Genomic DNA, 24629 nt, shown 5'->3' with positions numbered 1-24629 from the left:
GCCGCCATGATTCCCGGAGAGTTCCTGTTCGCGGACGACCCGATCGTCTACAACGAGGGCCGTGAGGTCACCCGCCTGACCGTCCTCAACGCCGCCGACCGGCCCGTGCAGGTCGGTTCCCACTACCACTTCGCCGAGGCCAACCCCGGCCTGGACTTCGACCGCGGCGCCGCGCGCGGGAAGCGGCTCAACGTCGCCGCCGGCACCGCCGTACGGTTCGAGCCCGGTATCCCGGTCGAGGTGGAACTCGTCCCGCTGGCCGGCGCCCGGGTCGTACCCGGACTGCGCGGGGAGACCGGAGGTGCCCTCGATGCCTGAGATTGCACGAGCCGCGTACGCGGACCTGTTCGGGCCGACCACCGGCGACCGGATCCGGCTCGCCGACACCGATCTGCTGATCGAGATCGAGGAGGACCGTTCCGGCGGGCCCGGACTCGCCGGTGACGAGGCCGTGTTCGGCGGCGGCAAGGTCATCCGTGAGTCGATGGGACAGGCCCGTGCCACCCGCGCGGAGGGCACCCCCGACACCGTCGTCACGGGCGCCGTGATCGTCGACCACTGGGGGATCGTCAAGGCAGACGTGGGCATCCGCGACGGCCGGATCACCGGCATCGGCAAGGCCGGCAACCCGGACACCATGGACGGCGTCCACCCCGACCTGGTCATCGGCCCCGAGACGGAGGTCATCGCGGGCAACGGGCGCATCCTCACGGCGGGTGCCGTCGACGCGCACGTCCACTTCATCTGCCCGCAGATCGCCGACGAGGCGCTCGCCTCCGGTGTCACCACGCTGGTCGGCGGTGGCACCGGACCGGCCGAGGGCTCCAAGGCGACCACCGTCACGCCCGGCCCCTGGCATCTGGCCCGGATGCTGGAGGCGATGGAGCAGTACCCGCTCAACATCGGCTTCCTCGGCAAGGGCAACACCGTCTCGCACGAGGCGATGCTCTCCCAGATCCGCGGTGGCGCGCTCGGCCTCAAGCTGCACGAGGACTGGGGCTCCACCCCGGCCGTCATCGACGCCTCCCTGACGGTGGCCGACCGGACCGGCATCCAGGTCGCCATCCACACGGACACCCTGAACGAGGCCGGTTTCGTCGGCGACACCCTCGCCGCGATCGCCGGACGCGGCATCCACGCCTACCACACCGAGGGGGCGGGCGGCGGCCACGCGCCCGACATCATGACCGTGGTCTCCGAGCCGCACGTGCTGCCCAGCTCCACCAACCCCACCCGGCCGTACACCGTCAACACCGCCGAGGAACACCTCGACATGCTGATGGTCTGCCACCACCTCAACCCGGCGGTCCCCGAGGACCTCGCCTTTGCCGAGTCCCGTATCCGGCCGTCGACCATCGGCGCGGAGGACATCCTGCACGACCTCGGCGCGATCTCGATCATCTCCTCCGACTCGCAGGCGATGGGCCGCGTCGGCGAGGTCGTCCTGCGGACCTGGCAGACGGCGCACGTGATGAAGCGGCGCCGGGGCGCTCTGCCCGGCGACGGCCGCGCGGACAACCACCGGGTGCGCCGCTATGTCGCCAAGTACACGATCAACCCCGCCCTCGCGCAGGGCCTCGCCCGCGAGATCGGCTCCGTCGAGAGCGGCAAGCTCGCCGATCTGGTGCTCTGGGAACCGGCGTTCTTCGGCGTCAAGCCGCACCTCGTCATCAAGGGCGGCCAGATCGCGTACGCGCAGATGGGCGACGCCAACGCCTCCATCCCGACCCCGCAGCCGATCCTCCCGCGTCCGATGTACGGGGCGATCGGGCGGGCGCCGGGCGCCAACTCGGTCAACTTCGTGGCGCCGCTGGCGATCGAGGACGGGCTGCCGGAACGGCTGGACCTCGGCAAGAAGTTCACGGCCATCGAGTCGACGCGCGGTGTCACCAAGGCGGACATGCGCGAGAACGACGCCAGGCCGCGCGTCCACATCGACCCCGACAGCTTCGCCGTGCGGATCGACGGGGAACTCGTCGAGGCGGTGCCGGCCGCCGAACTGCCCATGGCCCAGCGCTACTTCCTCTTCTGATGAGGGTGAGCTGATGTCGCGGGCGGCGCTGCTGGTCCTGGCCGACGGCCGGTTCCCCGCCGGAGGGCACGCGCACTCCGGCGGGGCCGAGGCGGCGGTACGGGCGGGCCGGGTGACCGGGGCGGCGAGCCTGGCCGACTTCTGCCGGGGGCGGCTGCACACCTCCGGCCTCGTCGCCGCCGCGCTCGCCGCGGCGGCGGCCTCCGGGGCCGACCCGGCGGAACTCGACGCCGCCGCGGACGCGCGGACGCCGTCCCCCGCGCTGCGGTCGGCCGCGCGGAGGCTGGGCCGGCAGCTGACCCGGGCCGGCCGGGCGACCTGGCCGTCCGCCGAACTCGACGACCTGGCAAGGCGGTTCCCCAAGGGCGCGCATCAACCGGTGGTGCTCGGGCTGCTGGCCCGGGCGGCCGGGCTGGGGCCCGAGGACGCGGCGTACTGCGCGGCGTACGAGAGTGTGAGCGGACCGGCCTCGGCGACGGTGCGGCTGCTGAGCCTCGACCCCTTCGACGCCACGGCGGTCCTGGCGCGGCTGACGCCGGAGTTGGACCGGGTGGCGGACCGGGCGGTCGAGGCCGCCCGGCGGGTACCGGAAGAGGGGACCGACGCCCTGCCCCGCGCGTCCGCACCGCTGCTGGAGATCGGCGCGGAGGCGCACGCGGCGCAACAGGTGCGGCTGTTCGCTTCGTGAGGACCGGGGCCGATCCCCACCAACCCTGTAGTGACGGAAGAAGCAGAAGGAGCCGTCCCATGCACCTCGACCACACCCACCACGGCCCCGCCGCCGTCGGCGCCGACGCGCGTCGGCCCGACGGCAGCAGGCGCGCTCTGCGGATCGGGCTCGGCGGCCCTGTCGGGTCGGGCAAGACCGCCACCGTGGCCGCGCTCTGCCGAGCGCTGCGCACGGAGTTCTCCCTGGCCGTCGTCACGAACGACATCTACACCCGGGAGGACGCCGAATTCCTGCTCAGGGAGGCTGTGTTGCCGCCCGAGCGGATCACCGCCGTGGAGACCGGGGCTTGTCCGCACACCGCGATCCGGGACGACATCTCGGCCAACCTCGAAGCGGTGGAGGACCTGGAGGACGAGACCGGACCGCTGGACCTGATTCTCGTGGAGTCCGGCGGCGACAACCTGACCGCGACCTTCTCCAAGGGACTCGTCGACGCGCAGGTCTTCGTGATCGACGTGGCCGGCGGGGACGACATCCCGCGCAAGGGCGGCCCCGGCGTCACCACCGCCGACCTGCTGGTGGTCAACAAGACCGACCTCGCGCCCCACGTCGGATCCGACCTCGGCCGGATGGCCGCCGACGCCAAGACGCAGCGGGCCGAACTCCCCGTCGTCTTCCAATCGTTGAGGAGCGCGACCGGCGTCGACGACGTCGCCGCGTGGGTACGGGAGCGACTCGCCGCATGGACGGCGTGACCGCCACCGGGGTACGGGCCACCGCGCGGATCGTCGCCCGTGCGGACGGCCGGGGCGGCACCGCCCTGCCCGTGCTCGCGGGCGAGGGACCGCTCGCACCGCGCCGCACCCGGGGGAGCGGCTCACAGGCGCGGGTCGTGCTGGTCGGCGCGATGAGCGGGCCGCTCGGCGGCGACCGGTTCGCCGTCGAGGCGGAGGTGGGGACAGGCGCCCGGCTGCGCGTCGGCTCGGCCGCCGCCACCATCGCGCTGCCCGGCCAGACCAAGGGCGAGTCCCGCTACGACGTCCGGCTCACCGTGGCCGACGGCGGCGAACTGCACTGGCTGCCGGAGCAGTTGATTTCCGCCCGGGGCAGCGACCTGTACGTGACGACCCGCGTCGAACTGGCCCGGGGCGCCCGGTTCGTGCTGCGCGAGGAGCAGGTGCTGGGGCGGGCCGGTGAGGAGCCCGGCCGGCTCACCAGCCGGCTCACCGTGCGCGTCGCCGGGCGGCCCGTGCTCGACCAGGAGCTGGCCTGCGGGCCGGGCGCACCGGCCGGCTGGGACGGGGCAGCCGTCCTCGGTGGACACCGTGCCGTGGGGCAACTCGTCGTCGTGCGACCGGAGTTCGTGCGGGATCCGGTGGCGGCCCGGATGCTGGGGGAGGGCGCGGCGCTGATGCCGCTGGCCGGGCCCGCCGTGCTCGTCAGCGCGGTCGCCGCGGACGGGCTGCGGCTGCGCCGGGTGCTGGACGAGGCGTTGGCCGTTCTGGCGTAGGAATGCGCCGTTCCGTGTCCGGTATTCGCTGAGCGGTACACCTTTCTCCGTTTATCGGATTGGTAAAGAAGGTCAACAACCCCTGTTCTCAGGGACCTCACAGCGGAAAGGATCCCCGTACCAATCGCATCGATGTACGGGGAGGTCCCCCTTGAGGGACATCAGACCGAAGAACCGGGCGCTGGCGCTCGGTTCGGCCGGGGCGCTCGTCACCGCGACCCTGATAGCCGGCGCCGTCGCGGCACCCTCCGCGAGCGCGAGCGCGGGAACCCGGCACGGGCAGGACAGCGCGGCCCGGGGCGCCGCCGTCGCCGCCGAGCGGGCCGCGAAGGCCGGGATCGACTGGCAGGCCTGTCCCGCCGACTGGGCGCTGGCGGCACCGGTCCAGTGCGGCTGGGTCACCGTGCCGGTCGACTACACCAAGCCCGACGGCAAGAAGATCAAGCTGGCCGTCGACCGGGTCGGCAGCACGGGCACGGCGAAGGAGCGCCAGGGTTCCCTCGTCTACAACCCCGGCGGTCCGGGCGGCTCCGGAATGCGCTTCCCGCTCCGTGTCACCACCAAGAACCCGCTCTGGGTCAACACCTCCAAGGCGTACGACTTCGTGGGCTTCGACCCGCGCGGGGTCGGCCACTCGGCACCCATCTCCTGCGTCGACCCGCAGGAGTTCGTGAAGGCGCCGAAGGCGGACCCGGTGCCGGACACCGAGGCCGACAAGAACGCGCAGCGCAAGCTGGCCCGCGAGTACGCCGACGGCTGCGCCGAGCGCACCGGACGCACGATGCTCCAGCAGATGACCACGCCGAACACCGCGCGCGACCTGGACGTCATCCGCGCCGCTCTCGGCGAGAAGAAGCTCAACTACCTGGGCGTCTCCTACGGCACCTACCTCGGCGCCGTCTACGGCACCCTGTTCCCGGGCCACCTGCGCCGCATGGTCGTCGACAGCGTCGTCAACCCCGCGCGCGACAACATCTGGTACGAGGCCAACCTCGGTCAGGACATCGCCTTCGAGGGCCGCTGGAAGGACTGGGAGGACTGGGTCGCCAAGAACGACGCGGCCTTCCACCTGGGAACCACCCGCGCCGCCGTCCAGGCGAAGTGGCTCCAACTGCGCGCCACCGCCAAGCAGAACCCCCTCGGCGGGACCGTCGGCCCGGCCGAGCTGATCTCCTACTTCCAGAGCGCCCCGTACTACGACTCCGCGTGGGTGCCGATCGCCACCGTCTTCAGCAAGTACGTCGCCGGTGACACCCAGGCGCTGATCGACGCCGCCGCGCCCGATCTGTCGGACACCGCGGGCAACATCACCGCGGAGAACGGCAACGCCGTCTACACCGCCGTCGAGTGCACCGACGCCAAGTGGCCCACCAGTTGGCGGAAGTGGGACAAGGACAACACGGCGCTGAACAAGCAGTACCCGTTCATGACCTGGGCCAACGCCTGGATGAACCTGCCGTGTGCCACCTGGCCGGTCAAGCAGCAGAGCCCGGTCGAGGTCAAGACCGGCAAGGGCCTGCCGCGGGTGCTGATCGTGCAGTCCACGCGGGACGCCGCGACGCCGTACGCCGGCGCGGTCGAACTGCACAAGCGCTTCAAGGGCTCCCGTCTCATCACCGAGAAGGACGCGGGCTCCCACGGTGTGACCGGGCTGGTCAACCCCTGCATCAACACCCGGGTCGACACCTATCTGCTCACCGGTGTGCTGGACGGCTCCGACGTGACGTGCACCCCGCACGCCACGCCCAAGCCGTAGCCGAGGGCTCGCTGTGACGAGGGGCGGCCGGGCATCCGGCCGCCCCTCCGTGGTGCCGCCCTACGGCGTCAACTCAGCGGCAGGCGGCGGAAGGCTCGCTCCTTCGCCGTGCTCGCCCCGGCCGCCTTCGCGACCGCCGCGTACTGGTCGACGTACTCCTGCTCGGAGAGCGTGAGGATGGCGTACATGATCTCGTCGGTGACCGCGCGCAGGATCGCCTTCTCGTCCTCCATCCCCTCGTAGCGGGAGAAGTCGAGCGGCTTGCCGAAGCGGATCGTCACCGGCCGGACGCGCGGGAGGACCTTGCCGGGGGGCTGGGCCTCGAAGGTGCCGATCATCGCGCAAGGGATCACCGGGGCACGGGACTTGAGGGCCATCACCGCGACGCCGACCTTGCCCTTGTAGAGGCGCCCGTCGTGCGAGCGGGTGCCCTCCGGGTAGACGCCGAGCAGTTCGTCCGCGGCCAGTACGCCGAGACCTTCGCGGATCGCGGCCTGGCCCGCCTCCTTGCCGGAGCGGTCGACCGGGATCTGCCCCGCGCTGCGGAAGAACGCCGCGGTGAGGCGGCCCTTGATACCCGGCCCCGTGAAGTACTCGGCCTTCGCCAGGAAGGTGATGCGCCGCTTGAGGATCGCGGGCATCAGGAAGTGGTCCGAGAACGACAGGTGGTTACCGGCCACGATGGCAGGACCCGACTCCGGTATGTGATCGAGGCCCTCGATGCGAGGCCGGAAGACCAGTCTCAGCAGCGGACCCAGAATCACGTATTTCAGGAGGTAGTAGAACAAGAGTGGTCGCTCCTCACTCCGGCGGATCGGCTCAACCGACCTGTTCTCGCAGGTCATCCGGCGTTCCGTGGGGTGTCAGTGTAGGGCCACTCGAAGCCGCGTGGAACCGCGTGATACGGGCGCGGCCCGATCGGGCCTCAACACACCGGACTGTGGCAACGGCCGTCCCCCTCCCCCACTTCCGTTAATTCTCGGGAAACTCTTCTACAATTCGACGACCCGGTCATGGCCGCCAAACGCCGGGCCCATCAGGACCGCACCGGCCACGTCATCGCCGCCCGTGAGACGGGCAGTCGCTGCACACCCCCCACCCCCAACTGCTGTCCGTCATGCGGGAGGTGGAGGAGCTCGGCATCGCCGAACTGCGGCGGACCACCTACTCGCGCTTCCGCTGCCCCTCCGACGTGGCGTCGGCCTCCACCCTCCACCACCACTGGGCGATCGCCACCGGCCGGGCCGTCCCGGCCGACTACCGCTTCTGCTACGTCGAGTTGGGCACCCCCGACATGCGACGGCGGCTGGTCCGGCTCGCGGCCGGGGAGGACGTCGACTTCTTCTGCCTCAACGACGTCGACACCGCCGCGGCGGCCAGGGCGGCGGTGCGCGCCGACCTCCATGCCTTCCTGGACCGGAAGTACCCCTTCCCCAGCCGCTTCGAGCGAGCCGACCGCGCCGCCTCGCCGCCGAAGGCACCCCGCCCGGAGACGCTCACACAGCGCGTCACCTAGTTCCTGCATGGCGTCGCGACGGGTGAACGTCGCCTGTCGCGGCACCGGCGTCCGGTGTCAGCGGCCGCCCGCCTTGATGACGGCCAGGTCCTCACCGGTCAGCTCGGCGATCCGGTGCGCGGGCACTCCGGCCGCCAGGGCGCGGGTGAGCAGGGCGTCCCGGTTGTCCGCGCAGGAACGGTAGGCCAGCAGTTCCTCTTCCAGCTGCGCCAGGCTCCGCGGCGCGAGGCTGTGGCGCAGCCAGCCGAGCTCCTCCTCGCCGAGCGGGACGGGCAGCCGTTCGGCGTCCTCGGGAATCGCCGAGGTCTCCTCCGGAGGGAGCAGCCGCAGGTCGGGCGAGGTGGCGGTGGTGCCCTGCGCTTCGAGCCAGCCCCTGACAGCGGGGGTGTCCATGCAGGCCAGTTCCCCGACGGCGGCGGGGGGAACGCCGAGCGTCGCGGCCGGGCCGGTCAGCAGGACGAGATAGGCGTCATCGGTCATCCTCGGGAATCCTCACGAAAGAAACGGTCACGTACTGCGTTCCCTCTACCCGGTATCGGCCACGCCACGTCCGCCGCCGGCGACGTCCGTCGCGAGTTTTCCGCACACCACCCGTTCGGTTGCCCACCCCGGGCCGGCCGCCGCCCCAGCCTTCGGTGCGCCCGATCCCGGGGTGCGCCCGATCCCGGGGTGCGCCCCGGCCGCGCACCGCCACCAGGCCGCACCGTCCGGCTGTGCCGGTCGCCGCACCGCCGGACCGTACCGCCCGGCCGTGTCGATCGCCTCCCGGCCCGTCCGCGCCCTCCTCGGGCGCCGGGCTGGGCGCCGGGGACGGTCCTGCCCCGGTGCCCGCGTCCGCGCCCGCGTCCGCGCCCGCGTCCCGCTGTCAGGCGCCCCGCGTCAGTACCTCCTCCAACGTGCCTATCGCCGAACGGAGTTCGTCCTCCGTGATGGTCAGAGGCGGGGCCAGGCGGATGGTGGAGCCGTGGGTGTCCTTGACCAGGATGCCCTCGTGCATCAGGCGTTCGCTGATGTCGCGGCCGGTGCCGATCGCCGGGTCGACGTCGACGCCCGCCCACAGCCCGCGCGCGCGGAAACGGAGCACGCCCTTGCCGGTCAGCCCGGTCAGCCCGTCCCGCAGCACCTCGCCCAACTCGGCCGCCCGGCGCTGGAATTCACCGGTCTCCAGCAGTTCGACGACCGCCGTGCCGACCGCCGCGGCGAGCGGGTTCCCGCCGAACGTCGAGCCGTGCTCGCCGGGCCGCAGCACTCCGAGCACCTCCCGGCTCGCGACCACCGCCGACACCGGCACGATGCCGCCGCCGAGCGCCTTGCCGAGCAGCACCACGTCCGGGACGACCCCCTCGTGGTCCACCGCGAGCGTGCGGCCGGTGCGGCCGAGCCCCGACTGGATCTCGTCCGCGACGAACAAGCAGTCCCGGCGGGTGGTGAGTTCACGTACCCCGGTCAGGTAGCCGTCGTCCGGGACGACCACCCCGGCCTCGCCCTGGATCGGCTCGATCAGCACCGCCGCCGTCGTCTCGTCGACCGCCGCCTCCAGCGCGGCCAGGTCGTTGTACGGCACGATCCGGAACCCCGGCGTGAACGGGCCGAAGCCCGCCCGGGCGCTCTCGTCGGTGGAGAAGCCGACGATCGTCGTCGTACGGCCGTGGAAGTTGTCCGCCGCCACGACGATGGTCGCCCGGTCGGCCGGGACGCCCTTCACGTCGTAGGCCCATTTACGGGCGACCTTGATGCCGCTCTCCACGGCCTCCGCGCCCGTGTTCATCGGCAGCACCATGCCGAGACCGGTCAACTCGGCGAGCCGCTCGGCGAATTCGGCGAGTCGGTCGTTGTGGAAGGCGCGGGAGGTCAGCGTCAGCCGGTCCAGCTGGCGGTGGGCCGCCTCGATCAGGGCGGGGTGGCGGTGGCCGAAGTTGAGGGCCGAGTAGCCGGCCAGCATGTCGAGGTAGCGGCGCCCCTCGACATCCTCCACCCAGGCGCCCTCGGCCCGGGCGACGACCACGGGCAGCGGGTGGTAGTTGTGCGCGAGGACCGGTTCCTCCGCGCGGATGAGGTCGGCGGACGTACGGGCGGTGACGGGTGCGGTCATGAACGGAGCTCCTGGGTGCAGCACTTGATGCCGCCGCCTGCCTTGTGGAACTCGGACAGGTCGACGGGCACGGGAAGGTAGCCGCGGTCGGCGAGGCGTGAGGCGAGTGCCTCGGCCCGGGGGGAGATGAAGACGTGGCGCCCGTCGGAGACGGAGTTGAGGCCGAACGTCATCGCGTCCTCGCGGGTGGCGAGCACCGCGTCCGGGAACAGCCGCGCGAGCACGTCGCGGCTGCCCGGCGTGAACGCCTCCGGGAAGTAGACGAGGTCCGGCGCTGGACCGTCGTCGAGGACGAACAGTGCCGTGTCCAGGTGGTAGAAGTACGGGTCCACCAGCGTCAGGCTGATCACCGGGACACCGAAGAACTCCTGCACCTCGCGGTGGGCCTCGCGGGTCGTGCGGAAACCGGTGCCGGCCAGGACGTAGGGGCCGGCCGGGACGAGATCGCCCTCGCCCTCACAGACCGACTCCGGGCGGTGGACGTCGTAGCCCGCCGCCCTGAACCAGGTGTCGTAGTGGCCGGACTCGGCACGGCGCTCGGCCGCGTGGAAGAGGGAGCCGAAGACACGGCCGTCGACGACGACCGCCGAGTTCGCGGCGAAGACCATGTCGGGGAGGCCGGGGACCGGGGCCACCGTGTCGACGGTGTGGCCGTGCGCGCGGTAGGCGCCGATCAGCGTGCGCCACTGCTCCTGGGCGAGATCGACGTCGACCCTGGTGTCCGGACGCATCCAGGGGTTGATCGCGTACCGCACGGCGAAGTGTCTGGGTTCGCAGACGAGAAAGCGCCGCCGGCGCCGCACACGGGTGTCGGGCACAGAGGGGTTCCTCCGCTTCCTGGGGGGCGACTAGGGTTGCCACCACGGTAGGAAGCGACGGATACGGGCGACAAGGGACGAAAGCTGCGCGTGTACGCAGGAACGCTGCGTCTTCCGCGAGGTCAGCGCAGTTCTGATGCGTCGTCGGGAGCGGGATGGGTGACGCCCGCCTCCAGGCTCTCCGGCAGGAGGTGGGAGAGGACCAGCACGCTGATCGTCTTCCGGATGAACGGCTCCTGGCGGATGCGCTCCAGCACCTCCTCGAAGTGCTCCACATCGGTCGCCCGCACGTGCAGCAACGCGTCCGCGCCGCCGGTCACCGTCATCGCCGCGGTGATCTCCGGATGGTTGCGCACCACCTCCGCGAGCCGTCTGGGGGGCGCGGCGCCCTCGCAGTACACCTCCACGTACGCCTCCGTGCGCCAGCCCAGCGCGGACGGCCGCACCGTGGCCGTGAACCCGGTGATCACCCCGGTCTCCCGCAGCCGGTCCACCCGCCGCTTCACCGCCGTCGCGGAGAGGCCGATCACCGCGCCGATCTCGGCGAAACTGGTCCTGGCGTTCGCCATCAACGCGGTAATGATCTTCCGGTCGAGCTCGTCGAACGGCGTGGTCCTGCTGTTCATGTCGGCACTGTATCCAGCGCGAACGTCCACGTCCGGCACATGTCCAGCGCCGCGAATTGCTCCTACACTCCACGTTCATGCTGCGCGCCCTCGCCGTCGACGACGAACGCCCCTCGCTGGAGGAACTGCTCTATCTGCTGAACGCGGACCCACGCATAGGCAGCGCGGAGGGCGCCGGCGACGCCACCGAGGCGCTGCGCCGCCTCAACCGCGCCCTGGAGTCGGGACCGGGCGGCCCCGAGGCGATCGACGTGGTCTTCCTCGACATCCAGATGCCCGGCCTGGACGGGCTCGACCTGGCCCGGCTGCTGACCGGGTTCGCCACCCCGCCGCTCGTCGTGTTCGTCACCGCCCACGAGGACTTCGCCGTCCAGGCCTTCGATCTCAAGGCAGTCGACTACGTGCTCAAGCCCGTCCGCAAGGAACGGCTGGCCGAGGCCGTACGCCGGGCCGCCGAACTCGGTGGCGCGGCACCGCGGATCCCCGTCCACGAACCCGACCCCGGTCACATCGCCGTCGAACTCGGCGGCGTCACCCGCTTCGTGGACGTGGACGACATCACCCACGTCGAGGCGCAGGGTGACTACGCCCGGCTGCACACGGACCGGGGCAGCCATCTCGTGCGCATCCCGCTGTCCACCCTGGAGGAGCGCTGGGGCTCCCGGGGCTTCGTCCGCATCCACCGCCGTCACCTCGTCGCCCTGCGCCACATCGGTCAACTCCGCCTGGAAGCGGGCACGGTGAGCGTCCTGGTCGGCGCGGAGGAGCTCCAGGTCAGCCGGCGCCACGCCCGCGAACTGCGCGACCTGCTGATGAGGAGGGCGTGAGGGTGCCGGACGCCACCGAGCGCCGCGTCGTCGTCACCGGTCCGCCCAGCGGCACCCGGCGCGCCCGCAGACCCACCGGCCACTCCCGCCCGCGCACCGAGATCGACGAGCAGACCACCCTCGGCCACACCTACGTCCGCTCCCTCATGCGCAGCCAACTCCGCGCCGCCCTCGCCGTGTTCGCGGTCCTCGTGCTGCTCGTCGGCCCGCTGCCGCTGGTCTTCGCCGCGACCCCGGACGCCCGCCGCCTGGAATGGGCCGTCCTCGGCTTCGGCCTCTACGCCCCGCTGGTCCTGCTCGCCCTCTGGTACGTGCGCCGCGCCGAGCGCAACGAACGCGACTTCGTCCGGCTCGTCGAGGACCGATGAACTCCGGCTACGCCGTACCGGCCGTCGCCCTCGTCGTCGTGGCGACCGTCCTCGTCGGCGCCTTCGGCCTGCGGATCTCCCGCACCACCTCCGACTTCTACGTCGCCTCCCGCACCGTCGGCCCGCGCCTCAACGCGGCCGCCATCAGCGGCGAGTACCTCTCCGCCGCCTCCTTCCTCGGCATCGCCGGCCTGGTCCTCGTCCAGGGACCCGACATGCTCTGGTACCCGGTCGGCTACACGGCCGGCTACCTCGTCCTGCTGATCTTCGTCGCCGCCCCGCTGCGCCGCTCCGGCGCCTACACGCTGCCCGACTTCGCCGAGGCCCGGCTCGCCTCGCCCGCCGTACGACGGCTCGCCGGGGCCTTCGTCGTCGGCATCGGCTGGCTCTATCTGCTGCCCCAACTCCAGGGCGCCGGACTGACGTTGACCGTCCTCACCGGCGCGCCCGACCCGCTCGGCGGACTGATCGTCGCGGCCGTCGTGGTCGCCACCGTCGCGGCGGGCGGCATGCGCAGCATCACCTTCGTCCAGGCCTTCCAGTACTGGCTCAAACTCACCGCCCTGCTCGTCCCCGCCCTCTTCCTGGTCCTCGCCTGGCAGAGCGACGGGGCGCCCCGGCACGCCTTCGACGAACCGGCCGCCTTCCGCGCACAGCGCGTCGTCCGCGTCGACGAGAGCCTCGATCTCCGGCTCGACCGACCGCTCAGCGTCACCGTGACCGGCACGGTCGACGGCCGGCCGCACACCGGCACCGAGGTTCGACTCCCCGCCGGCACCCACCACATCGCAGGCGGCACCCGCCTCACCTTCGCCGAGGGCGACCCCGTCCCGGTCGCCGGCCGGGGCGACAACGGCGGCATGTCGGCCTCCCTCGCCGCGAGCCGCGAGGAACGCCCCCTGTACGCCACGTACGGACTCATCCTCGCCACCTTCCTCGGCACGATGGGCCTGCCGCACGTCGTCGTCCGCTTCTACACCAGCCCGCACGGCGTCGCCGCCCGCCGCACCACGGTCGCCGTCCTCGGCCTGATCGGCGCCTTCTACCTGCTGCCGCCCGTCTACGGCGCGCTCGGCCGGCTCTACACCCCCGAACTCACCCTCACCGGAAACGCCGACGCCGCCGTCCTGCTGCTGCCCGACCGCATGATCGGCGGCCTCGGCGGCGACCTGCTGGGCGCGCTGCTCGCGGGCGGTGCCTTCGCCGCCTTCCTGTCCACCGCGTCGGGGCTGACCATGGCGGTGGCGGGCGTCCTCACCCAGGACGTCCTTCCCTCGCGCGGCGTACGGCACTTCCGACTCGGCACCGTCCTCGCCATGGCCGTACCGCTCGTGGCGAGTGTGCTGGTGGGCGGGCTGCCGGTGGCCGACGCGGTGGGGCTGGCGTTCGCGGTGTCCGCCTCCTCCTTCTGTCCGCTGCTGGTCCTCGGCATCTGGTGGCGGCGGCTGACCCCGCCCGGGGCGGCCACCGGCATGGTGATCGGCGGCGGCTCCGCGTTCGCCGCCGTCACCGCCACGATGGCGGGCCTCCCCGGCACCGGGCCCCTGCGCACCCTGCTGGCCTGGCCCGCCCTCTGGTCCGTGCCGCTCGGCTTCCTCACCATGCTGCTGGTCTCGCTGGCCACCCCGGGCCGGGTGCCGACGGGGACCGCGGCGATCCTGGCCCGGTTCCACCTGCCCGAGGAGCTACGGGCGGAGGTGAAGGCGTGAGCGGATTCCTGGCGGGCCTCTGCGTCGCCGCCCTGCCGCTGCTGGCCGCCGGTTTCCTCCTCGGCCGGCGCACGGGCCGCCCGCAGCGCCTCGGCGGCCTCGGCACCCCGGTCGAGCACGCCACCTTCCAGACCCTGCACACCGCGTCCCTCGCCGCGCCCCCGCTGCGCGCCGGTCTCACCGGGGAGACGGCCCGCCGCTCGGCCCGCAGACTGCGTACCCTGCTCGGCACCGACGCCCTCTGCCTGACCGACCGGCAACAGGTTCTGGCCTGGGACGGGGTCGGCGCCCATCACCGCGCCGAAGTACTCCAACGGCTCGCCGGACCACTGGAGACCGGCCGCGGCGAGGCGTTCCGGCTCCGCTGCGAGGAGCCCGACTGCCCGCTGCGCTGGGCCGTGGTCGCCCCGCTCACCGTCGACGACCGGGTGCACGGCGCGCTGGTCGCCTGCGCGCCGCGCGAGTCGGCGGTCCTGGTGCGGGCGGCGGGCGAGGTCGCCCGCTGGGTCTCCGTCCAGCTCGAACTCGCCGACCTCGACCGGTCCCGTACCCGGCTCATCGAAGCCGAGATCAAGGCCCTGCGCGCCCAGATCTCCCCGCACTTCATCTTCAACTCACTCGCGGTGATCGCGTCGTTCGTACGCACCGACCCTGAACGGGCCCGCGAACTCCTCCTGGAATTCGCCGACTTCACCCGCTACTCGTTCCGAAGACACGGCGACTTCACCACCCTCGCGGACGAACTCCACGCCATCGACCACTACTTGGCCCTGGTCCGGGCCCGCTTCGGCGAGCGGCTCTCGGTCACCCTCCAGATCGCGCCGGAGGTGCTGCCGGTGGCGGTCCCCTTCCTCTGCCTCCAGCCGCTCGTCGAGAACGCCGTCAAGCACGGCCTCGAAGGCAAGGCGGACAAGAGCCGGATCGGCATCACCGCCCGGGACGCCGGCGCCGAGGCCCTGGTCGTCATCGAGGACGACGGGGCCGGCATGGACCCCGGCCTGCTGCGCCGCATCCTGGCCGGCGAGGTCAGCCCCTCCGGCGGCATCGGCCTCTCCAACGTCGACGACCGGCTCCGCCAGGTCTACGGCGACGACTACGGCCTGGTGATCGAGACCGCCGTAGGAGCCGGGATGAAGATCACCGCCCGGCTGCCGAAGTACCAGCCGGGCGTCCACTCGGCGGGGCCGCTCGCCGAGGAGTGACGGTCAGGTGCTGCGGGTCGCGACCATGCCCAGCGTGATCATCCCGAGCACCACCCAGCCGAACCACAGCCAGCCGTTGCTGCCGAGCGCCACCGTGTACGCCGTCACCGCGACGAGCGCGCCCACGGTGATCACCCCCATGGCCTTCGTAGAACCGGGCATCGCAACACCCTCCTCACGGGTCGCCTGCCTCCATGGTGCCCCCGTTCCCCGCCCGGGGACGGCCGACCGCGGGAATCAGCCGCGACGGGCGTGGAGCGACGCCAGATAGGCGTTGTACGCCTCCAGCTCCTTGTCGCCGTCCCGGTCGGCGGCCCGGTCCGAGCGGCGGGCGTGCCGCTGCTCCGAGCTGTGCCACTGGAAGAGCAGGGCGATCAGCACCAGCACGGACGGGATCTCGCTGAACGCCCAGGCGATGCCGCCGGCCGCGTTCTGGTCGGCGAGCGCGTCGATACCGAGCGAGGCGGGCGGAGTGCGGAACGTCCCGACCATCGGCTCCGACGCCATCATCAGCGCGATCCCGAAGAACGCGTGGAACGGCATCCCCGCGAACAGCTCCAGCATCCGCATCAGATAGCCGGGCCGGCTGGGCCCCGGGTCCACGCCCATGATCGGCCAGAAGAAGACCAGGCCCACGGCGAGGAAGTGCACCATCATCGCGATGTGGCCCGTTCGCGAGCCCATAAGGAAGTCGAAGATCGGCGTGAAGTAGAGGGCGTACAGGCTGGCGATGAAGAGCGGGATCGTGAACGCGGGATGCGTGACGATCTTCATGTAGCGGCTGTGCAGGAACATCAGCAGCAGCTCGCGCGGCCCCTTGCGGCCCCTGGCCGCCGGCGGCAGCGCCCGCAGCGCCAGCGTGATCGGCGCGCCGAGCAGGATCAGTATCGGCGACAGCATGCTGATGATCATGTGCTGCACCATGTGCACGCTGAACATGACCATGCCGTAGTCGTTGAGCCGGGTGCACATCACCAGCCCGACGGTCACCACGCCGATGACGTACGCGACCGTCCGGCCCACCGGCCAGGAGTCGCCGCGCCGGCGCAGCCGCACGACGCCCCAGCCGTACAGGGCCAGCCCCAGCAGACAGGCGACGAGGAAGAAGGGGTCGGCCGACCAGTGCAGACCCCGTCCGAGCGTGAACGGCGGCAGATCCGTCGTCATGCCGTGCCCGCCGTGATCCATCGGACGGCTCCTGATTCGTGGGGGTGTGCGTCGTCTGTCCGCACCAGAGTAGAACCGCCCCCGGTCACGACGGTGACCGGGGGCGGCGCGACCTGCTCAGGGGCGGCGGGAACGACGTCTCACCCGCACGTCACAGCACGCACTCGGCTTCCTCGTAGCGTTCGGCGGGCACCGTCTTCAGCGTCTCGACCGCATCGGCCAGCGACACCATCACGATGTCGGTGCCCCGCAGCGCGGTCATCTTCCCGAACTCCCCGCGGTGCGCGGCCTCCACCGCGTGCCACCCGAACCGGGTCGCGAGCACCCGGTCGTACGCCGTGGGCGTACCGCCGCGCTGCACATGCCCGAGTATCACCGGACGCGCCTCCTTGCCGAGCCGCCCTTCCAGTTCGACCGAGAGCTGCCGCGCTATCCCCGCGAAGCGCTCATGGCCGTAGACGTCCTTCTTGCCCTCGTCGAACTCCATGGAGCCCGCACGCGGCTTCGCGCCCTCCGCCGCCACCACGATCGCGAACCGCTTGCCCGCCTCGAAGCGCTCGCCGACCCGAGCGGCCAACTCCTCTATGTCGAAAGGCCGTTCAGGCACGACGATGGCGTGGGCCCCGGCCGCCATGCCGGAGTGCAGCGCGATCCAGCCGGTGTGCCGGCCCATGACCTCCACGACCAGGACCCGCTGATGGGACTCGGCGGTGGTCTTGAGCCGGTCCAGGGCCTCGGTGGCGACCCCGACGGCCGTGTCGAAGCCGAAGGTGACGTCGGTGACGGCGATGTCGTTGTCGATCGTCTTCGGTACGCCCACCACGGGCAGACCGCTGTCCGACATCAGCCGGGCCGCCTTCAGCGTGCCCTCGCCGCCGATCGGGATGATCGCGTCAAGGCCGAGTTCCTCCACATGGCCCCTGGCCCGCTCCACACCGTCCCGCAGTTGGGAGGGCTGGACCCGGGAGGAGCCGAGGATGGTGCCGCCGCGAGCCAGGATGCCGCTCACCGCGTCGAGGTCGAGCTTGAGGTAGTCGCACTCCAGGAGACCCTTCCAGCCGTCCCGGAAGCCGATGACCTCGTCGCCGTGGTCCACGACGGCGCGGTGCACGACGGACCGGATGACGGCGTTCAGGCCGGGGCAGTCGCCGCCGGACGTGAGGACACCAATGCGCATAGCCCGAAAACCTTCTCAACGTGGGCCGGGGACCGGACCACGCTGTCCGGCTGGACCCGGTCACCCTACCGGCGTGAGGGGGTGGCTCCGTAGCAGGCGTCCGCCTGGTGGACTCGGCCGCACAAGTGAGCGGAGAGAGCGTCAGGCGGGCCCCACGAAGACCCTGACAGGCCGGGCTAAAGCTTCCCTTCAGTACCCCTGGAAGCGCGCTTACGCGGGCTGCTGGGCGGCGGCGATGCGCTCGGTGCGCAGCGCCTCGTACCAGCGGTCGTCGATCGGCGGCAGCGCGTTCACGTCGAGGGCCAGCTTCAGCAGCAGGTCCGCGATGAGCGGGTTGCGGGCGAGTACGGGCCCGTGCATGTACGTCCCGAAGACCGTGTCGTTGTACGCGCCCTCGGTGCCGTCGCCGGTGCCGTTGCCCTTGCCGATGCGGACGTTGGCGAACGGGCGGGCACCAGGGCCGAGATGGGTGACGCCCTGGTGGTTCTCGAAGCCCGTCAGCGGGGGCAGGCCGAGGCGCGGGTCGACGTCCCCGAGGACGTCGCCGACACACCGCTCGCCCTGGCCGCGCACCGACACCACGTCGAGCAGACCGAGGCCGGGCTCACGCTGGCCGAGGTCGTTGATGAACTCGTGGCCCAGGATCTGGTAGCCGGCGCAGACCGAGAAGACGATCGCGCCGTTGCCGATCGCGCGCTCCAGCCCGCCGTCCCGGCGCAGCCGTTCGGCCGCGAGCCGCTGCGGACGGTCCTCGCCGCCGCCGATCAGGTAGATGTCGCCGGAGGTCGGGATCGGCTGGTCGCTGCGTACGTCGAGCCGCGCCACGTCGAGACCGCGCTGCCGGGCCCGGCGTTCCACGACGAGGGCGTTGCCCTGGTCGCCGTAGGTGCTCAGCAGGTCCGGGTAGATCCACACCAGACGCAGCTGGTTGTCGCTCATGGTCATGGTCCTCTTCGATCAGTCAGATCTGTTCGCTCAGTTGCCGACGCGGCGGCGCAGGTCCTGGAACGCCGTGTAGTTCGCGATGACCTCGATCCGTCCGGGCGGGGCCTGCTGCACGGCCTGGTCGAGGTTGTCGCAGACCTGGAAGTGCTGGTTGGCGACTTCGAGGCGTACCGCGAGGTCCAGCTTCCGGTCGCCGACGACGAAGATGGGGTGGCCGGTCAGCCGCGTGTAGTCGACGTCCCACAGCCAGGAGGTGTCGGTGCCGTCGGCACCGCGCGCGTTCACCGACAGGATCACCGGGGTCGGCGGCGGGTCGATCAGGCTGAACGTCTCCAGCCAGCCGGCCGGGTTCTTCGCCAGCAGCAGCCGCAGGTCGCGCTGGAGGAACTGGACGACGTCGTACCGTCCGGCGACGGCCTGCACCTGGTACATGCGCTCCAGGCCGACCTGCGGCGGCACCCCGAAGACGGCGGCGACGGCGGCGGAGGAGGCGGCGTTGGCCTTGTTGGCGCGGCCCGGCAGTTGGAGGTGGATCGGCCAGGCGGAACCGTGCGGGTCGAGGACATGGTCGCCGGAGAGCGCCCAGGACGGCGTCGGACGGCGGAAGCCGCACTCGGCGCAGAACCAGTCGTCGCCGGGGCGCTGCATCACACCGCCGCAGGACGGGCAGGACCAGGCGTCGTCCTTCCACATCTGGCCGGCCGCCACCCAGATCACGTTGGGCGAGGAGGAGGCGGCCCAGACGATCAGCGGGTCGTCGGCGTTGGCGACGACGACGGCCTTGGAACCGGCCAGGCCCTCCCGCCACGCCTCCGCGAGCATCCGGGTCTCGGCCGCGCGGTCCAGCTGGTCGCGGGAGAGGTTGAGCAGCGCGATGCACTTGGGGGAGGTGTCGCGGGCGACGCCGGCGAGGTACTTCTCGTCGACCTCGATGACCGCGAACTTGGCGTCGGAGCCACCGGCCAGGGCCGAGGTGATGCCGGCCGGCATGTTGGCGCCGAGCGCGTTGGACACGACCGGGCCCGCGGCGCGCAGCGCCTCCGCGATGAGCCGGGTGGTGGTGGTCTTGCCGTTGGTCGCCGAGACCAGGATCACGTCCAGGCTCTGCGCGAGCCGGGCGAGGAGGTCGGGGTCGAGCTTGAGTGCCACCCGGCCGCCGATCACCGATCCGCTGCCGCGCCCCGCTGCGCGCGAAGCCGCCGCTACCGCCTTGCCCGCGGTCACGGCCAGCTTGGCCCGCGGCGTGAGCGGGTCCGAGTTGCCTGCCATCAGTTCTCGATCCTCCTTGCGTACGCGCCGCGCCTGTGCCTCCGGCAACGTGGTGTGGACCTCAGCCTATCGAGATCCATTCGCACGCCAGCACCGCGGCATGGTCACGGAGTCCGCGCCCTCTTCACCTGTCAGCAAGGACCGTACCCTTGCCGCCATGCGACAAGGTCCGATCCCGGGCGCCCGCGGGCGCGTCCGGCCACTCACACTGCTCGGCGACCCGGCCCTGCACACCCGCTGCGCCGAGGTCACCGACTTCGGTCCCGAACTCGCCCTCCTCGTCGAGGACTTGTTCGCCACGATGTACGCGGCCCAGGGCGTCGGCCTGGCCGCCAACCAGATCGGCGAGTCCGCCCGGGTCTTCGTCTACGACTGTCCCGACGACGAGGACGTCCGCCACCTGGGCCATGTCGTCAACCCCCGCCTGGTCAAGTCCGACGGCCTGCTCCTGCGCGGTCCCGAGGGCTGCCTCTCCCTGCCCGGTCTGGAGGCGGCGACGGAACGTCACGACCACGCGGTGGTCAGGGGGTTCACCGTGACCGGCGAACCGGTCACGGTCGAGGGCACGGGTTTCTTCGCCAGGTGCCTCCAGCACGAGTGCGACCACCTGGACGGCACGGTGTACGCGGACCGCGTCTCGGGCTGGCGGCACAGACGGCTGCTGCGGCAGGCCGAACGGAGCGAGTGGTCCCGCTGAGGCCGGAGTCAGAACCCGGGGCCGCCGACCCGGTCCCCGGCCGCGGCCAGCCGCCCCCACAGCAGGTCGGCCAGGCTCCGCACCAACTCGGCCCGGGAGCACGGCCGTTCGTTCAGCCACCAGTCCCCGGCCGCGTGCATCATCCCGACGATCCCGTGCCCCCACACCCGGGCGAGCTGCTGACTGCCGGGTCCGAGGTCCAGCCGTTCCTCGATGACCTGCGCCAACTCCTCGCCCATGCGGCGCAGCAGCGGCGCCGAGTGCTTGCCGACGTCGAAGCCGGTGTCCCCGGCCTGCCCGCCCTCGGCGGGGTGCATGAGGAACCGGTACACCTGGGGCCGGGCCTCGATCGCGGCGAGGTAGGTGTCGAGCGTCGCCTCGACCCTCTCCCGGCGCTCGGCGGGCGCGTCCAGCGCCGCGCGCAGGGAGTCCAGCAGGGCATCGGTGTGCCGGGTGGCGAGTGCCGCGTACAGTCCACTCTTGTCACCGAAGTGCCGGTACAGGATGGGCTTGGTGATGCCCGCTTCCGCCGCGATCGCGTTCATCGAGGCATGCGGGCCGTCACGCAGCACCACTCTGTCCGCGGCCTCCAGCAGTTCGCGCCGACGGCGGTCGGCGGACCTCTGCTGATCGGTCCGCTGCGTGGTGTCCATGATCTCTCCCCACCCGTGCTGATTCGGTGACGCCTGCGAAAACTAACACTCGCCGCGCGCCGCGCATCGAACGGGCTGCCGGGCGGGCGCCGGGAGTTGACTTTTCCTACCGGTCGGTAACAGACTTCGGTTACCGCAAGTAACATGCTAGTGCGCCGCTGGAGGGGTCATGGCCGAGTTCACCATGGAGCTCAACGACGAACAGAGGGAGGTGCGGGACTGGCTGCACGGCTTCGCCGCCGACGTCATCCGCCCCGCCGCCGCCGAATGGGACGAGCGTGAGGAGACTCCCTGGCCGGTCATCCAGGAGGCCGCGAAGGTCGGCATCTACTCCCTGGACTTCTACGCCCAGCAGTACTTCGACGCCACCGGCCTCGGCATCCCGATGGCCATGGAGGAACTGTTCTGGGGCGACGCGGGCATCGCCCTCTCCATCGTCGGCACCGGCCTCGCCGCCGTGGGCGTCCTCGCCAACGGCACCGAGGAGCAGATCGGCACCTGGATCCCCCAGATGTACGGCGACGCCAACGATGTCAAGGTCGCCGCCTTCTGCTCCTCCGAGCCCGACGCCGGCTCCGACGTGGCCTCCATGCGCACCCGCGCCGTCTACGACGAGGCCAAGGACGAATGGGTCCTCAACGGCACCAAGACCTGGGCGACCAACGGCGGCATCGCCAACGTCCACGTCGTGGTCGCGGTCGTCGACGCGGAGCTCGGCTCCAAGGGCCACGCCTCCTTCATCGTCCCGCCGAACACGCCCGGCCTCTCCCAGGGCCAGAAGTTCAAGAAGCACGGCATCCGCGCCTCGCACACCGCCGAGGTCGTCCTGGAGAACGTACGCATCCCCGGCTCCTGCCTCCTCGGCGGCAAGGCGAAGCTGGACGAGCGGCTGGCCCGCGCCCGTGAGCGCGCCCGGGCGGGCGGCGGCGAGCGCGTGAAGAACGCCGCCATGGCCACGTTCGAGGCGTCCCGCCCCGCCGTCGGCGCGATGGCCGTCGGCACCGCCCGCGCCGCCTACGAGGTGGCCCTCGACTACGCCAAGACGCGTGAGCAGTTCGGCCGCCCGATCATCGACAACCAGGGCGTCGCCTTCCAGCTCGCCGACATGCGGACCTCCATCGACGCGGCCCGGCTGCTGGTGTGGCGCGCCTCCTGGATGGCGGTCAACGGCAAGCAGTTCACCGCGGCCGAGGGCTCGATGTCCAAGCTCTTCGCCAGCGAGACCGCCAAGAAGGTCACCGGCCAGGCGATCCAGATCCTCGGCGGCAACGGCTACACCCGCGAGTACCCGGTCGAGCGCATGCACCGCGACGCCGCGATCTACACCATCTTCGAGGGCACGAGCGAGATCCAGCGCCTGGTGATCGCCCGCACCCTCTCCGGGATGCCGATCCGCTAGCCGCGCCGGCCGCCGCGCGGCACGACCAGGCCGCTGTCGTACGCCAGGATGACGGCCTGGACCCGGTCGCGCAGGCCGTACTTCTCCAGGATGTGCGCCACGTGGGTCTTCACCGTGGTCTCGCCCACGCCGAGTTCGGCCGCGATCTCGGCGTTGGAGAGACCGCCGGTGAGGGAGCGCAGCACGTCCAGTTCCCGGGCGGTGAGCGCGTCGAGCCGGGCCGGGACGACGGGGTCGGCGGGCGCGGCGAGGTCGGCGAACCGGTCCAGCAGCCGGTGGGTGACGCGCGGCGAGAGCACCGCGTCCCCGGCGGCGACCGTGCGGATCGCCTCCACCAGGGAGTCGGCGGGCCCGTCCTTGACGAGGAACCCGCTGGCTCCGGCGCGCAGCGCCGCCACCACATGGGCGTCCAGGTCGAACGTGGTGAGGATGACGATCCGGCTGGCCGACCCCGAGCGCGCGATCCGCTCCGTCGCCTCGACGCCGTCCATCCGGGGCATCCGGATGTCCATCAGCACCACGTCGGGCGCGAGCGCCGCCACGCTCTCGACGGCTTCGACGCCGTCCGCCGCCTCGCCCACGACGCTGATGTCGGGCTCGGCTTCGAGGATGAGCCGGAATCCCGTCCGGATCATGGGCTGGTCGTCGACCAGCAGGACGCGGATCGCCTGCATAGGGATTTTCCTTAGTGCCGGGGTTCGAGTTCGGGTGCGGACGGGGGTGCGGGGAGCGGGATCACGGCGTGCACGCAGTAGCCGCCGCCGGGACGGGTGCCGGTGTGCAGGGAGCCGCCCACGGCGGCGACGCGCTCCCGCATGCCGACGAGCCCGTGCCCGGTGCCGTGCGCCGGTCCGGGCGGCCGGGACGGCCCGGCGTCGGAGCGTGGCCCGTCGTCGCAGAGCCGCACGGTGAGGCGCCGCCCCTCCGGTTCCCAGGCCAGCCGCAGCACGGTCCGGGTGTGGCCGGCGTGCTTGAGCGTGTTGGTGAGCGCCTCCTGCACGACGCGGTAGACGGTCAGCTGTGAGCCCGCGGGCAGTTCCGCCGGCGTACCGCTGGCGCTGAACTCGATGTCGAGACCCGCCGCCCGCACCGACTCCACCAGGGCGGGCAGCGCCTCGACGGTCGGTTGCGGCGGCTGCTTGCTGGGGTCGTCGTCGGCCTCCTCGTCGGTGCGCAGCACGTCGAGCAGCCGGCGCAGCTCGGTGACGGTGGCCCGGCCGGTCTCCTCGATGGCGCCGTGCAGTTCGTGGGCCTTCTCGCGGTCGCGGTCCTGGACGCGGTCGGCGGCGATGGTCTGGACGACCATGAGACTGACGTTGTGCGCCACGATGTCGTGGAGTTCGCGGGCGATCCTGGCCCGCTCCTCCATGACGGCCGTCCGGGCGAGAGCGGCCTGTTCCCGTTCGAGCGCTGCGGCCCGTTCCAGCATCTGGTCCCGGATCGCGGCCCGGGCCCGGGCGAGCCGTCCCAGTGCCCAGGCGGCGAGCAGCAGCACCGTCTCGGTGATCAGCGCGGTGATCCGGTGTCCGGACGGCGCCAGCACCGCCTCGGCGACCGCGGCGGCGGGAACGAGCCCGGCCACCACCACGGAGGCCATGCCCGGCGCGGACCGCTTGGCGGTCAGGAACACCGCCGTCGCCACCGTCAGGTACGAGGGCCCGACGGACGTTCCGTCGGGCCCGGCCAGCGGCGGCACGTAGTGGAATCCCTGGAGCAGCCCCGCGGCCGTGGTCACCACCAGCAGGACGGAGACCGGCAGCCGCCGGTGCAGCGCCAGCGGAAGCGTCGACAGCAGCACGAGCACGACCCACCGCGCGTCCACCGCCCGCAGCGCGGGCCCGTTGGGCGGTATCGCCAGCGGCAGCGCCAGACAGGCGACACCGAGTACCAGGGCCGTGGTCGTGTCGACGACCGCGGGCGGTACCCGGCGCCCCGCGAACGCCTCTATCCGGTCCATGACGACCACGTTAGTCGGCCTGCCCGCCCCCGTGATCTGCCCTGGGGCTGACCCGGACCCGCCCGTTCTCCTCCGCGCAGGGTCGTCCGCGGGGAGGAGGCGCGCGTCCTTCTCGCCCGACCGGTGGAGCAGCCGGTTCCACTCCGTGGCCGAGGCCGCGGCCCCCGGCCACCGATGGACTGGGGACATCACACCAAGCGATGTCGTACGAGGAGTCAAGGTGCTCGCAGACCGGTACG

The 24629-nt window shown here is 71.9% G+C and carries 26 protein-coding genes; 13 read left to right on the top strand and 13 right to left on the bottom strand.

Annotated elements, in window-relative coordinates; genetic code table 11:
• Positions 1–6: 6 nt before the first annotated feature.
• From ABZT12_RS21870 to ABZT12_RS21845, 6 genes are all read left to right on the top strand, one after another.
• Positions 7–318, top strand: a complete 312-nt coding sequence (locus tag ABZT12_RS21870) for an urease subunit beta (protein ID WP_356386958.1) — start codon at positions 7–9, stop codon at positions 316–318.
• On the top strand, positions 311–2032 hold the full coding sequence (locus ABZT12_RS21865) for an urease subunit alpha (protein ID WP_356386955.1): 1722 nt from the start codon (positions 311–313) through the stop codon (positions 2030–2032). Before ABZT12_RS21870 ends, ABZT12_RS21865 begins: the two co-directional genes overlap by 8 nt.
• Positions 2033–2045: 13 nt before the next feature.
• Positions 2046–2720 (top strand): urease accessory UreF family protein, encoded by a 675-nt coding sequence (locus ABZT12_RS21860; RefSeq protein WP_356386952.1) that lies wholly within the window; start codon positions 2046–2048, stop codon positions 2718–2720.
• 59 nt (positions 2721–2779) lie between these two features.
• Positions 2780–3457 carry an urease accessory protein UreG gene (ureG, locus tag ABZT12_RS21855; protein ID WP_356386949.1) on the top strand — a complete coding sequence of 226 codons (678 nt, stop codon included), beginning with the start codon at positions 2780–2782 and terminating at the stop codon, positions 3455–3457.
• Entirely contained in the window at positions 3445–4212 is a 768-nt protein-coding gene (locus ABZT12_RS21850; protein ID WP_356386946.1) for an urease accessory protein UreD, read from the top strand. The genes ureG and ABZT12_RS21850 overlap by 13 nt, the downstream gene beginning before the upstream one ends.
• Positions 4213–4363: 151 nt before the next feature.
• Positions 4364–5968 carry an alpha/beta hydrolase gene (locus ABZT12_RS21845; RefSeq protein WP_356386943.1) on the top strand — a complete coding sequence of 535 codons (1605 nt, stop codon included), beginning with the start codon at positions 4364–4366 and terminating at the stop codon, positions 5966–5968.
• A 68-nt stretch (positions 5969–6036) separates the two neighbouring features.
• Here the strand turns inward: ABZT12_RS21845 and ABZT12_RS21840 are convergent, their stop codons facing one another.
• Entirely contained in the window at positions 6037–6756 is a 720-nt protein-coding gene (locus ABZT12_RS21840; RefSeq protein ID WP_356386940.1) for a lysophospholipid acyltransferase family protein, read from the bottom strand.
• Between the two features lie 296 nt (positions 6757–7052).
• Here ABZT12_RS21840 and ABZT12_RS21835 point away from each other — a divergent pair, with 296 nt between their 5' ends.
• On the top strand, positions 7053–7484 hold the full coding sequence (locus tag ABZT12_RS21835) for a stealth conserved region 3 domain-containing protein (RefSeq protein ID WP_356387035.1): 432 nt from the start codon (positions 7053–7055) through the stop codon (positions 7482–7484).
• A 57-nt stretch (positions 7485–7541) separates the two neighbouring features.
• Here ABZT12_RS21835 and ABZT12_RS21830 read toward each other — a convergent pair whose 3' ends face one another.
• The 4 genes from ABZT12_RS21830 to ABZT12_RS21815 form a co-directional block, all read right to left on the bottom strand.
• Complete coding sequence (locus ABZT12_RS21830; protein ID WP_356386937.1) at positions 7542–7964, bottom strand: DUF6003 family protein; 423 nt, start codon at positions 7962–7964, stop codon at positions 7542–7544.
• Positions 7965–8349: 385 nt separating this feature from the next.
• Positions 8350–9576, bottom strand: a complete 1227-nt coding sequence (rocD, locus tag ABZT12_RS21825) for an ornithine--oxo-acid transaminase (protein WP_356386934.1) — start codon at positions 9574–9576, stop codon at positions 8350–8352.
• Complete coding sequence (gene ddaH / locus ABZT12_RS21820; protein ID WP_356386931.1) at positions 9573–10394, bottom strand: dimethylargininase; 822 nt, start codon at positions 10392–10394, stop codon at positions 9573–9575. The genes rocD and ddaH overlap by 4 nt, the downstream gene beginning before the upstream one ends.
• Positions 10395–10516: 122 nt before the next feature.
• Complete coding sequence (locus ABZT12_RS21815; RefSeq protein ID WP_356386928.1) at positions 10517–11020, bottom strand: Lrp/AsnC family transcriptional regulator; 504 nt, start codon at positions 11018–11020, stop codon at positions 10517–10519.
• A 77-nt stretch (positions 11021–11097) separates the two neighbouring features.
• Between ABZT12_RS21815 and ABZT12_RS21810 the strand changes: the two genes are divergently transcribed.
• Genes ABZT12_RS21810 through ABZT12_RS21795 form a run of 4 tightly spaced genes read left to right on the top strand, consistent with a single transcriptional unit; the run spans position 11098 to position 15126 of the window.
• On the top strand, positions 11098–11847 hold the full coding sequence (locus tag ABZT12_RS21810; protein ID WP_356386925.1) for a LytTR family DNA-binding domain-containing protein: 750 nt from the start codon (positions 11098–11100) through the stop codon (positions 11845–11847).
• Positions 11848–11849: 2 nt separating this feature from the next.
• Positions 11850–12215: a hypothetical protein gene (locus tag ABZT12_RS21805; protein ID WP_356386922.1), complete on the top strand. Its 366-nt coding sequence runs from the start codon at positions 11850–11852 to the stop codon at positions 12213–12215.
• A complete protein-coding gene (locus tag ABZT12_RS21800) occupies positions 12212–13924 on the top strand; it encodes a cation acetate symporter (protein WP_356386919.1) in 1713 nt (570 codons plus the stop codon). Before ABZT12_RS21805 ends, ABZT12_RS21800 begins: the two co-directional genes overlap by 4 nt.
• The gene (locus ABZT12_RS21795; protein ID WP_356386916.1) at positions 13921–15126 is read left to right on the top strand and encodes a histidine kinase; all 1206 of its coding nucleotides are present in this window, start codon (positions 13921–13923) and stop codon (positions 15124–15126) included. Before ABZT12_RS21800 ends, ABZT12_RS21795 begins: the two co-directional genes overlap by 4 nt.
• A gap of 3 nt (positions 15127–15129) precedes the next feature.
• Here the strand turns inward: ABZT12_RS21795 and ABZT12_RS21790 are convergent, their stop codons facing one another.
• The 5 genes from ABZT12_RS21790 to ABZT12_RS21770 all read right to left on the bottom strand — a co-directional run bounded on the left by ABZT12_RS21790 (position 15130) and on the right by ABZT12_RS21770 (position 19684).
• Positions 15130–15288 (bottom strand): hypothetical protein, encoded by a 159-nt coding sequence (locus tag ABZT12_RS21790; protein WP_356386913.1) that lies wholly within the window; start codon positions 15286–15288, stop codon positions 15130–15132.
• Between the two features lie 75 nt (positions 15289–15363).
• Entirely contained in the window at positions 15364–16314 is a 951-nt protein-coding gene (locus tag ABZT12_RS21785) for a cytochrome c oxidase assembly protein (protein WP_356386910.1), read from the bottom strand.
• Between the two features lie 130 nt (positions 16315–16444).
• Complete coding sequence (locus ABZT12_RS21780) at positions 16445–17470, bottom strand: 6-phosphofructokinase (protein ID WP_356386907.1); 1026 nt, start codon at positions 17468–17470, stop codon at positions 16445–16447.
• Between the two features lie 210 nt (positions 17471–17680).
• Positions 17681–18409 carry a glutamine amidotransferase gene (locus ABZT12_RS21775; protein ID WP_356386904.1) on the bottom strand — a complete coding sequence of 243 codons (729 nt, stop codon included), beginning with the start codon at positions 18407–18409 and terminating at the stop codon, positions 17681–17683.
• Between the two features lie 36 nt (positions 18410–18445).
• Complete coding sequence (locus ABZT12_RS21770; RefSeq protein ID WP_356386901.1) at positions 18446–19684, bottom strand: MurT ligase domain-containing protein; 1239 nt, start codon at positions 19682–19684, stop codon at positions 18446–18448.
• 157 nt (positions 19685–19841) lie between these two features.
• Between ABZT12_RS21770 and def the strand changes: the two genes are divergently transcribed.
• Positions 19842–20381: a peptide deformylase gene (def, locus tag ABZT12_RS21765; RefSeq protein WP_356386898.1), complete on the top strand. Its 540-nt coding sequence runs from the start codon at positions 19842–19844 to the stop codon at positions 20379–20381.
• An 8-nt stretch (positions 20382–20389) separates the two neighbouring features.
• Here the strand turns inward: def and ABZT12_RS21760 are convergent, their stop codons facing one another.
• Positions 20390–21034, bottom strand: a complete 645-nt coding sequence (locus tag ABZT12_RS21760; protein ID WP_356386895.1) for a TetR family transcriptional regulator — start codon at positions 21032–21034, stop codon at positions 20390–20392.
• A gap of 169 nt (positions 21035–21203) precedes the next feature.
• Here ABZT12_RS21760 and ABZT12_RS21755 point away from each other — a divergent pair, with 169 nt between their 5' ends.
• Positions 21204–22433, top strand: a complete 1230-nt coding sequence (locus ABZT12_RS21755) for an acyl-CoA dehydrogenase family protein (RefSeq protein ID WP_356386893.1) — start codon at positions 21204–21206, stop codon at positions 22431–22433.
• Here ABZT12_RS21755 and ABZT12_RS21750 read toward each other — a convergent pair.
• Complete coding sequence (locus ABZT12_RS21750) at positions 22430–23107, bottom strand: response regulator transcription factor (protein ID WP_356386890.1); 678 nt, start codon at positions 23105–23107, stop codon at positions 22430–22432. The two genes, ABZT12_RS21755 and ABZT12_RS21750, sit on opposite strands and share 4 nt — an antisense overlap.
• 11 nt (positions 23108–23118) lie before the next feature.
• Positions 23119–24390 (bottom strand): sensor histidine kinase, encoded by a 1272-nt coding sequence (locus ABZT12_RS21745; RefSeq protein ID WP_356386887.1) that lies wholly within the window; start codon positions 24388–24390, stop codon positions 23119–23121.
• Positions 24391–24629: the final 239 nt, after the last annotated feature.

The sequence above is a fragment of the Streptomyces sp. NPDC005423 genome, from assembly GCF_040606415.1.
Taxonomy (GTDB): domain Bacteria; phylum Actinomycetota; class Actinomycetes; order Streptomycetales; family Streptomycetaceae; genus Streptomyces.
Note: the sequence above shows the minus strand (reverse complement) of the source record. Positions and strands in the feature narration are given on the sequence as shown.

Coding starts and splice junctions, on each gene's coding strand:
- ABZT12_RS21800 (WP_356386919.1), top strand. CDS start 12,212: ATGAACTCCGGCTACGCCGTACCGGCCGTCGCCCTCGTCGTCGTGGCG.
- ABZT12_RS21750 (WP_356386890.1), bottom strand. CDS start 23,107: ATGCAGGCGATCCGCGTCCTGCTGGTCGACGACCAGCCCATGATCCGG.
- ABZT12_RS21755 (WP_356386893.1), top strand. CDS start 21,204: ATGGCCGAGTTCACCATGGAGCTCAACGACGAACAGAGGGAGGTGCGG.
- ABZT12_RS21810 (WP_356386925.1), top strand. CDS start 11,098: ATGCTGCGCGCCCTCGCCGTCGACGACGAACGCCCCTCGCTGGAGGAA.
- ABZT12_RS21775 (WP_356386904.1), bottom strand. CDS start 18,409: ATGAGCGACAACCAGCTGCGTCTGGTGTGGATCTACCCGGACCTGCTG.
- ABZT12_RS21745 (WP_356386887.1), bottom strand. CDS start 24,390: ATGGACCGGATAGAGGCGTTCGCGGGGCGCCGGGTACCGCCCGCGGTC.
- ABZT12_RS21865 (WP_356386955.1), top strand. CDS start 311: ATGCCTGAGATTGCACGAGCCGCGTACGCGGACCTGTTCGGGCCGACC.
- ABZT12_RS21760 (WP_356386895.1), bottom strand. CDS start 21,034: ATGGACACCACGCAGCGGACCGATCAGCAGAGGTCCGCCGACCGCCGT.
- ABZT12_RS21850 (WP_356386946.1), top strand. CDS start 3,445: ATGGACGGCGTGACCGCCACCGGGGTACGGGCCACCGCGCGGATCGTC.
- ABZT12_RS21790 (WP_356386913.1), bottom strand. CDS start 15,288: ATGCCCGGTTCTACGAAGGCCATGGGGGTGATCACCGTGGGCGCGCTC.
- ureG (WP_356386949.1), top strand. CDS start 2,780: ATGCACCTCGACCACACCCACCACGGCCCCGCCGCCGTCGGCGCCGAC.
- def (WP_356386898.1), top strand. CDS start 19,842: ATGCGACAAGGTCCGATCCCGGGCGCCCGCGGGCGCGTCCGGCCACTC.
- ABZT12_RS21770 (WP_356386901.1), bottom strand. CDS start 19,684: ATGGCAGGCAACTCGGACCCGCTCACGCCGCGGGCCAAGCTGGCCGTG.
- ABZT12_RS21830 (WP_356386937.1), bottom strand. CDS start 7,964: ATGACCGATGACGCCTATCTCGTCCTGCTGACCGGCCCGGCCGCGACG.
- rocD (WP_356386934.1), bottom strand. CDS start 9,576: ATGACCGCACCCGTCACCGCCCGTACGTCCGCCGACCTCATCCGCGCG.
- ABZT12_RS21815 (WP_356386928.1), bottom strand. CDS start 11,020: ATGAACAGCAGGACCACGCCGTTCGACGAGCTCGACCGGAAGATCATT.
- ABZT12_RS21785 (WP_356386910.1), bottom strand. CDS start 16,314: ATGGATCACGGCGGGCACGGCATGACGACGGATCTGCCGCCGTTCACG.
- ABZT12_RS21780 (WP_356386907.1), bottom strand. CDS start 17,470: ATGCGCATTGGTGTCCTCACGTCCGGCGGCGACTGCCCCGGCCTGAAC.
- ABZT12_RS21860 (WP_356386952.1), top strand. CDS start 2,046: ATGTCGCGGGCGGCGCTGCTGGTCCTGGCCGACGGCCGGTTCCCCGCC.
- ABZT12_RS21870 (WP_356386958.1), top strand. CDS start 7: ATGATTCCCGGAGAGTTCCTGTTCGCGGACGACCCGATCGTCTACAAC.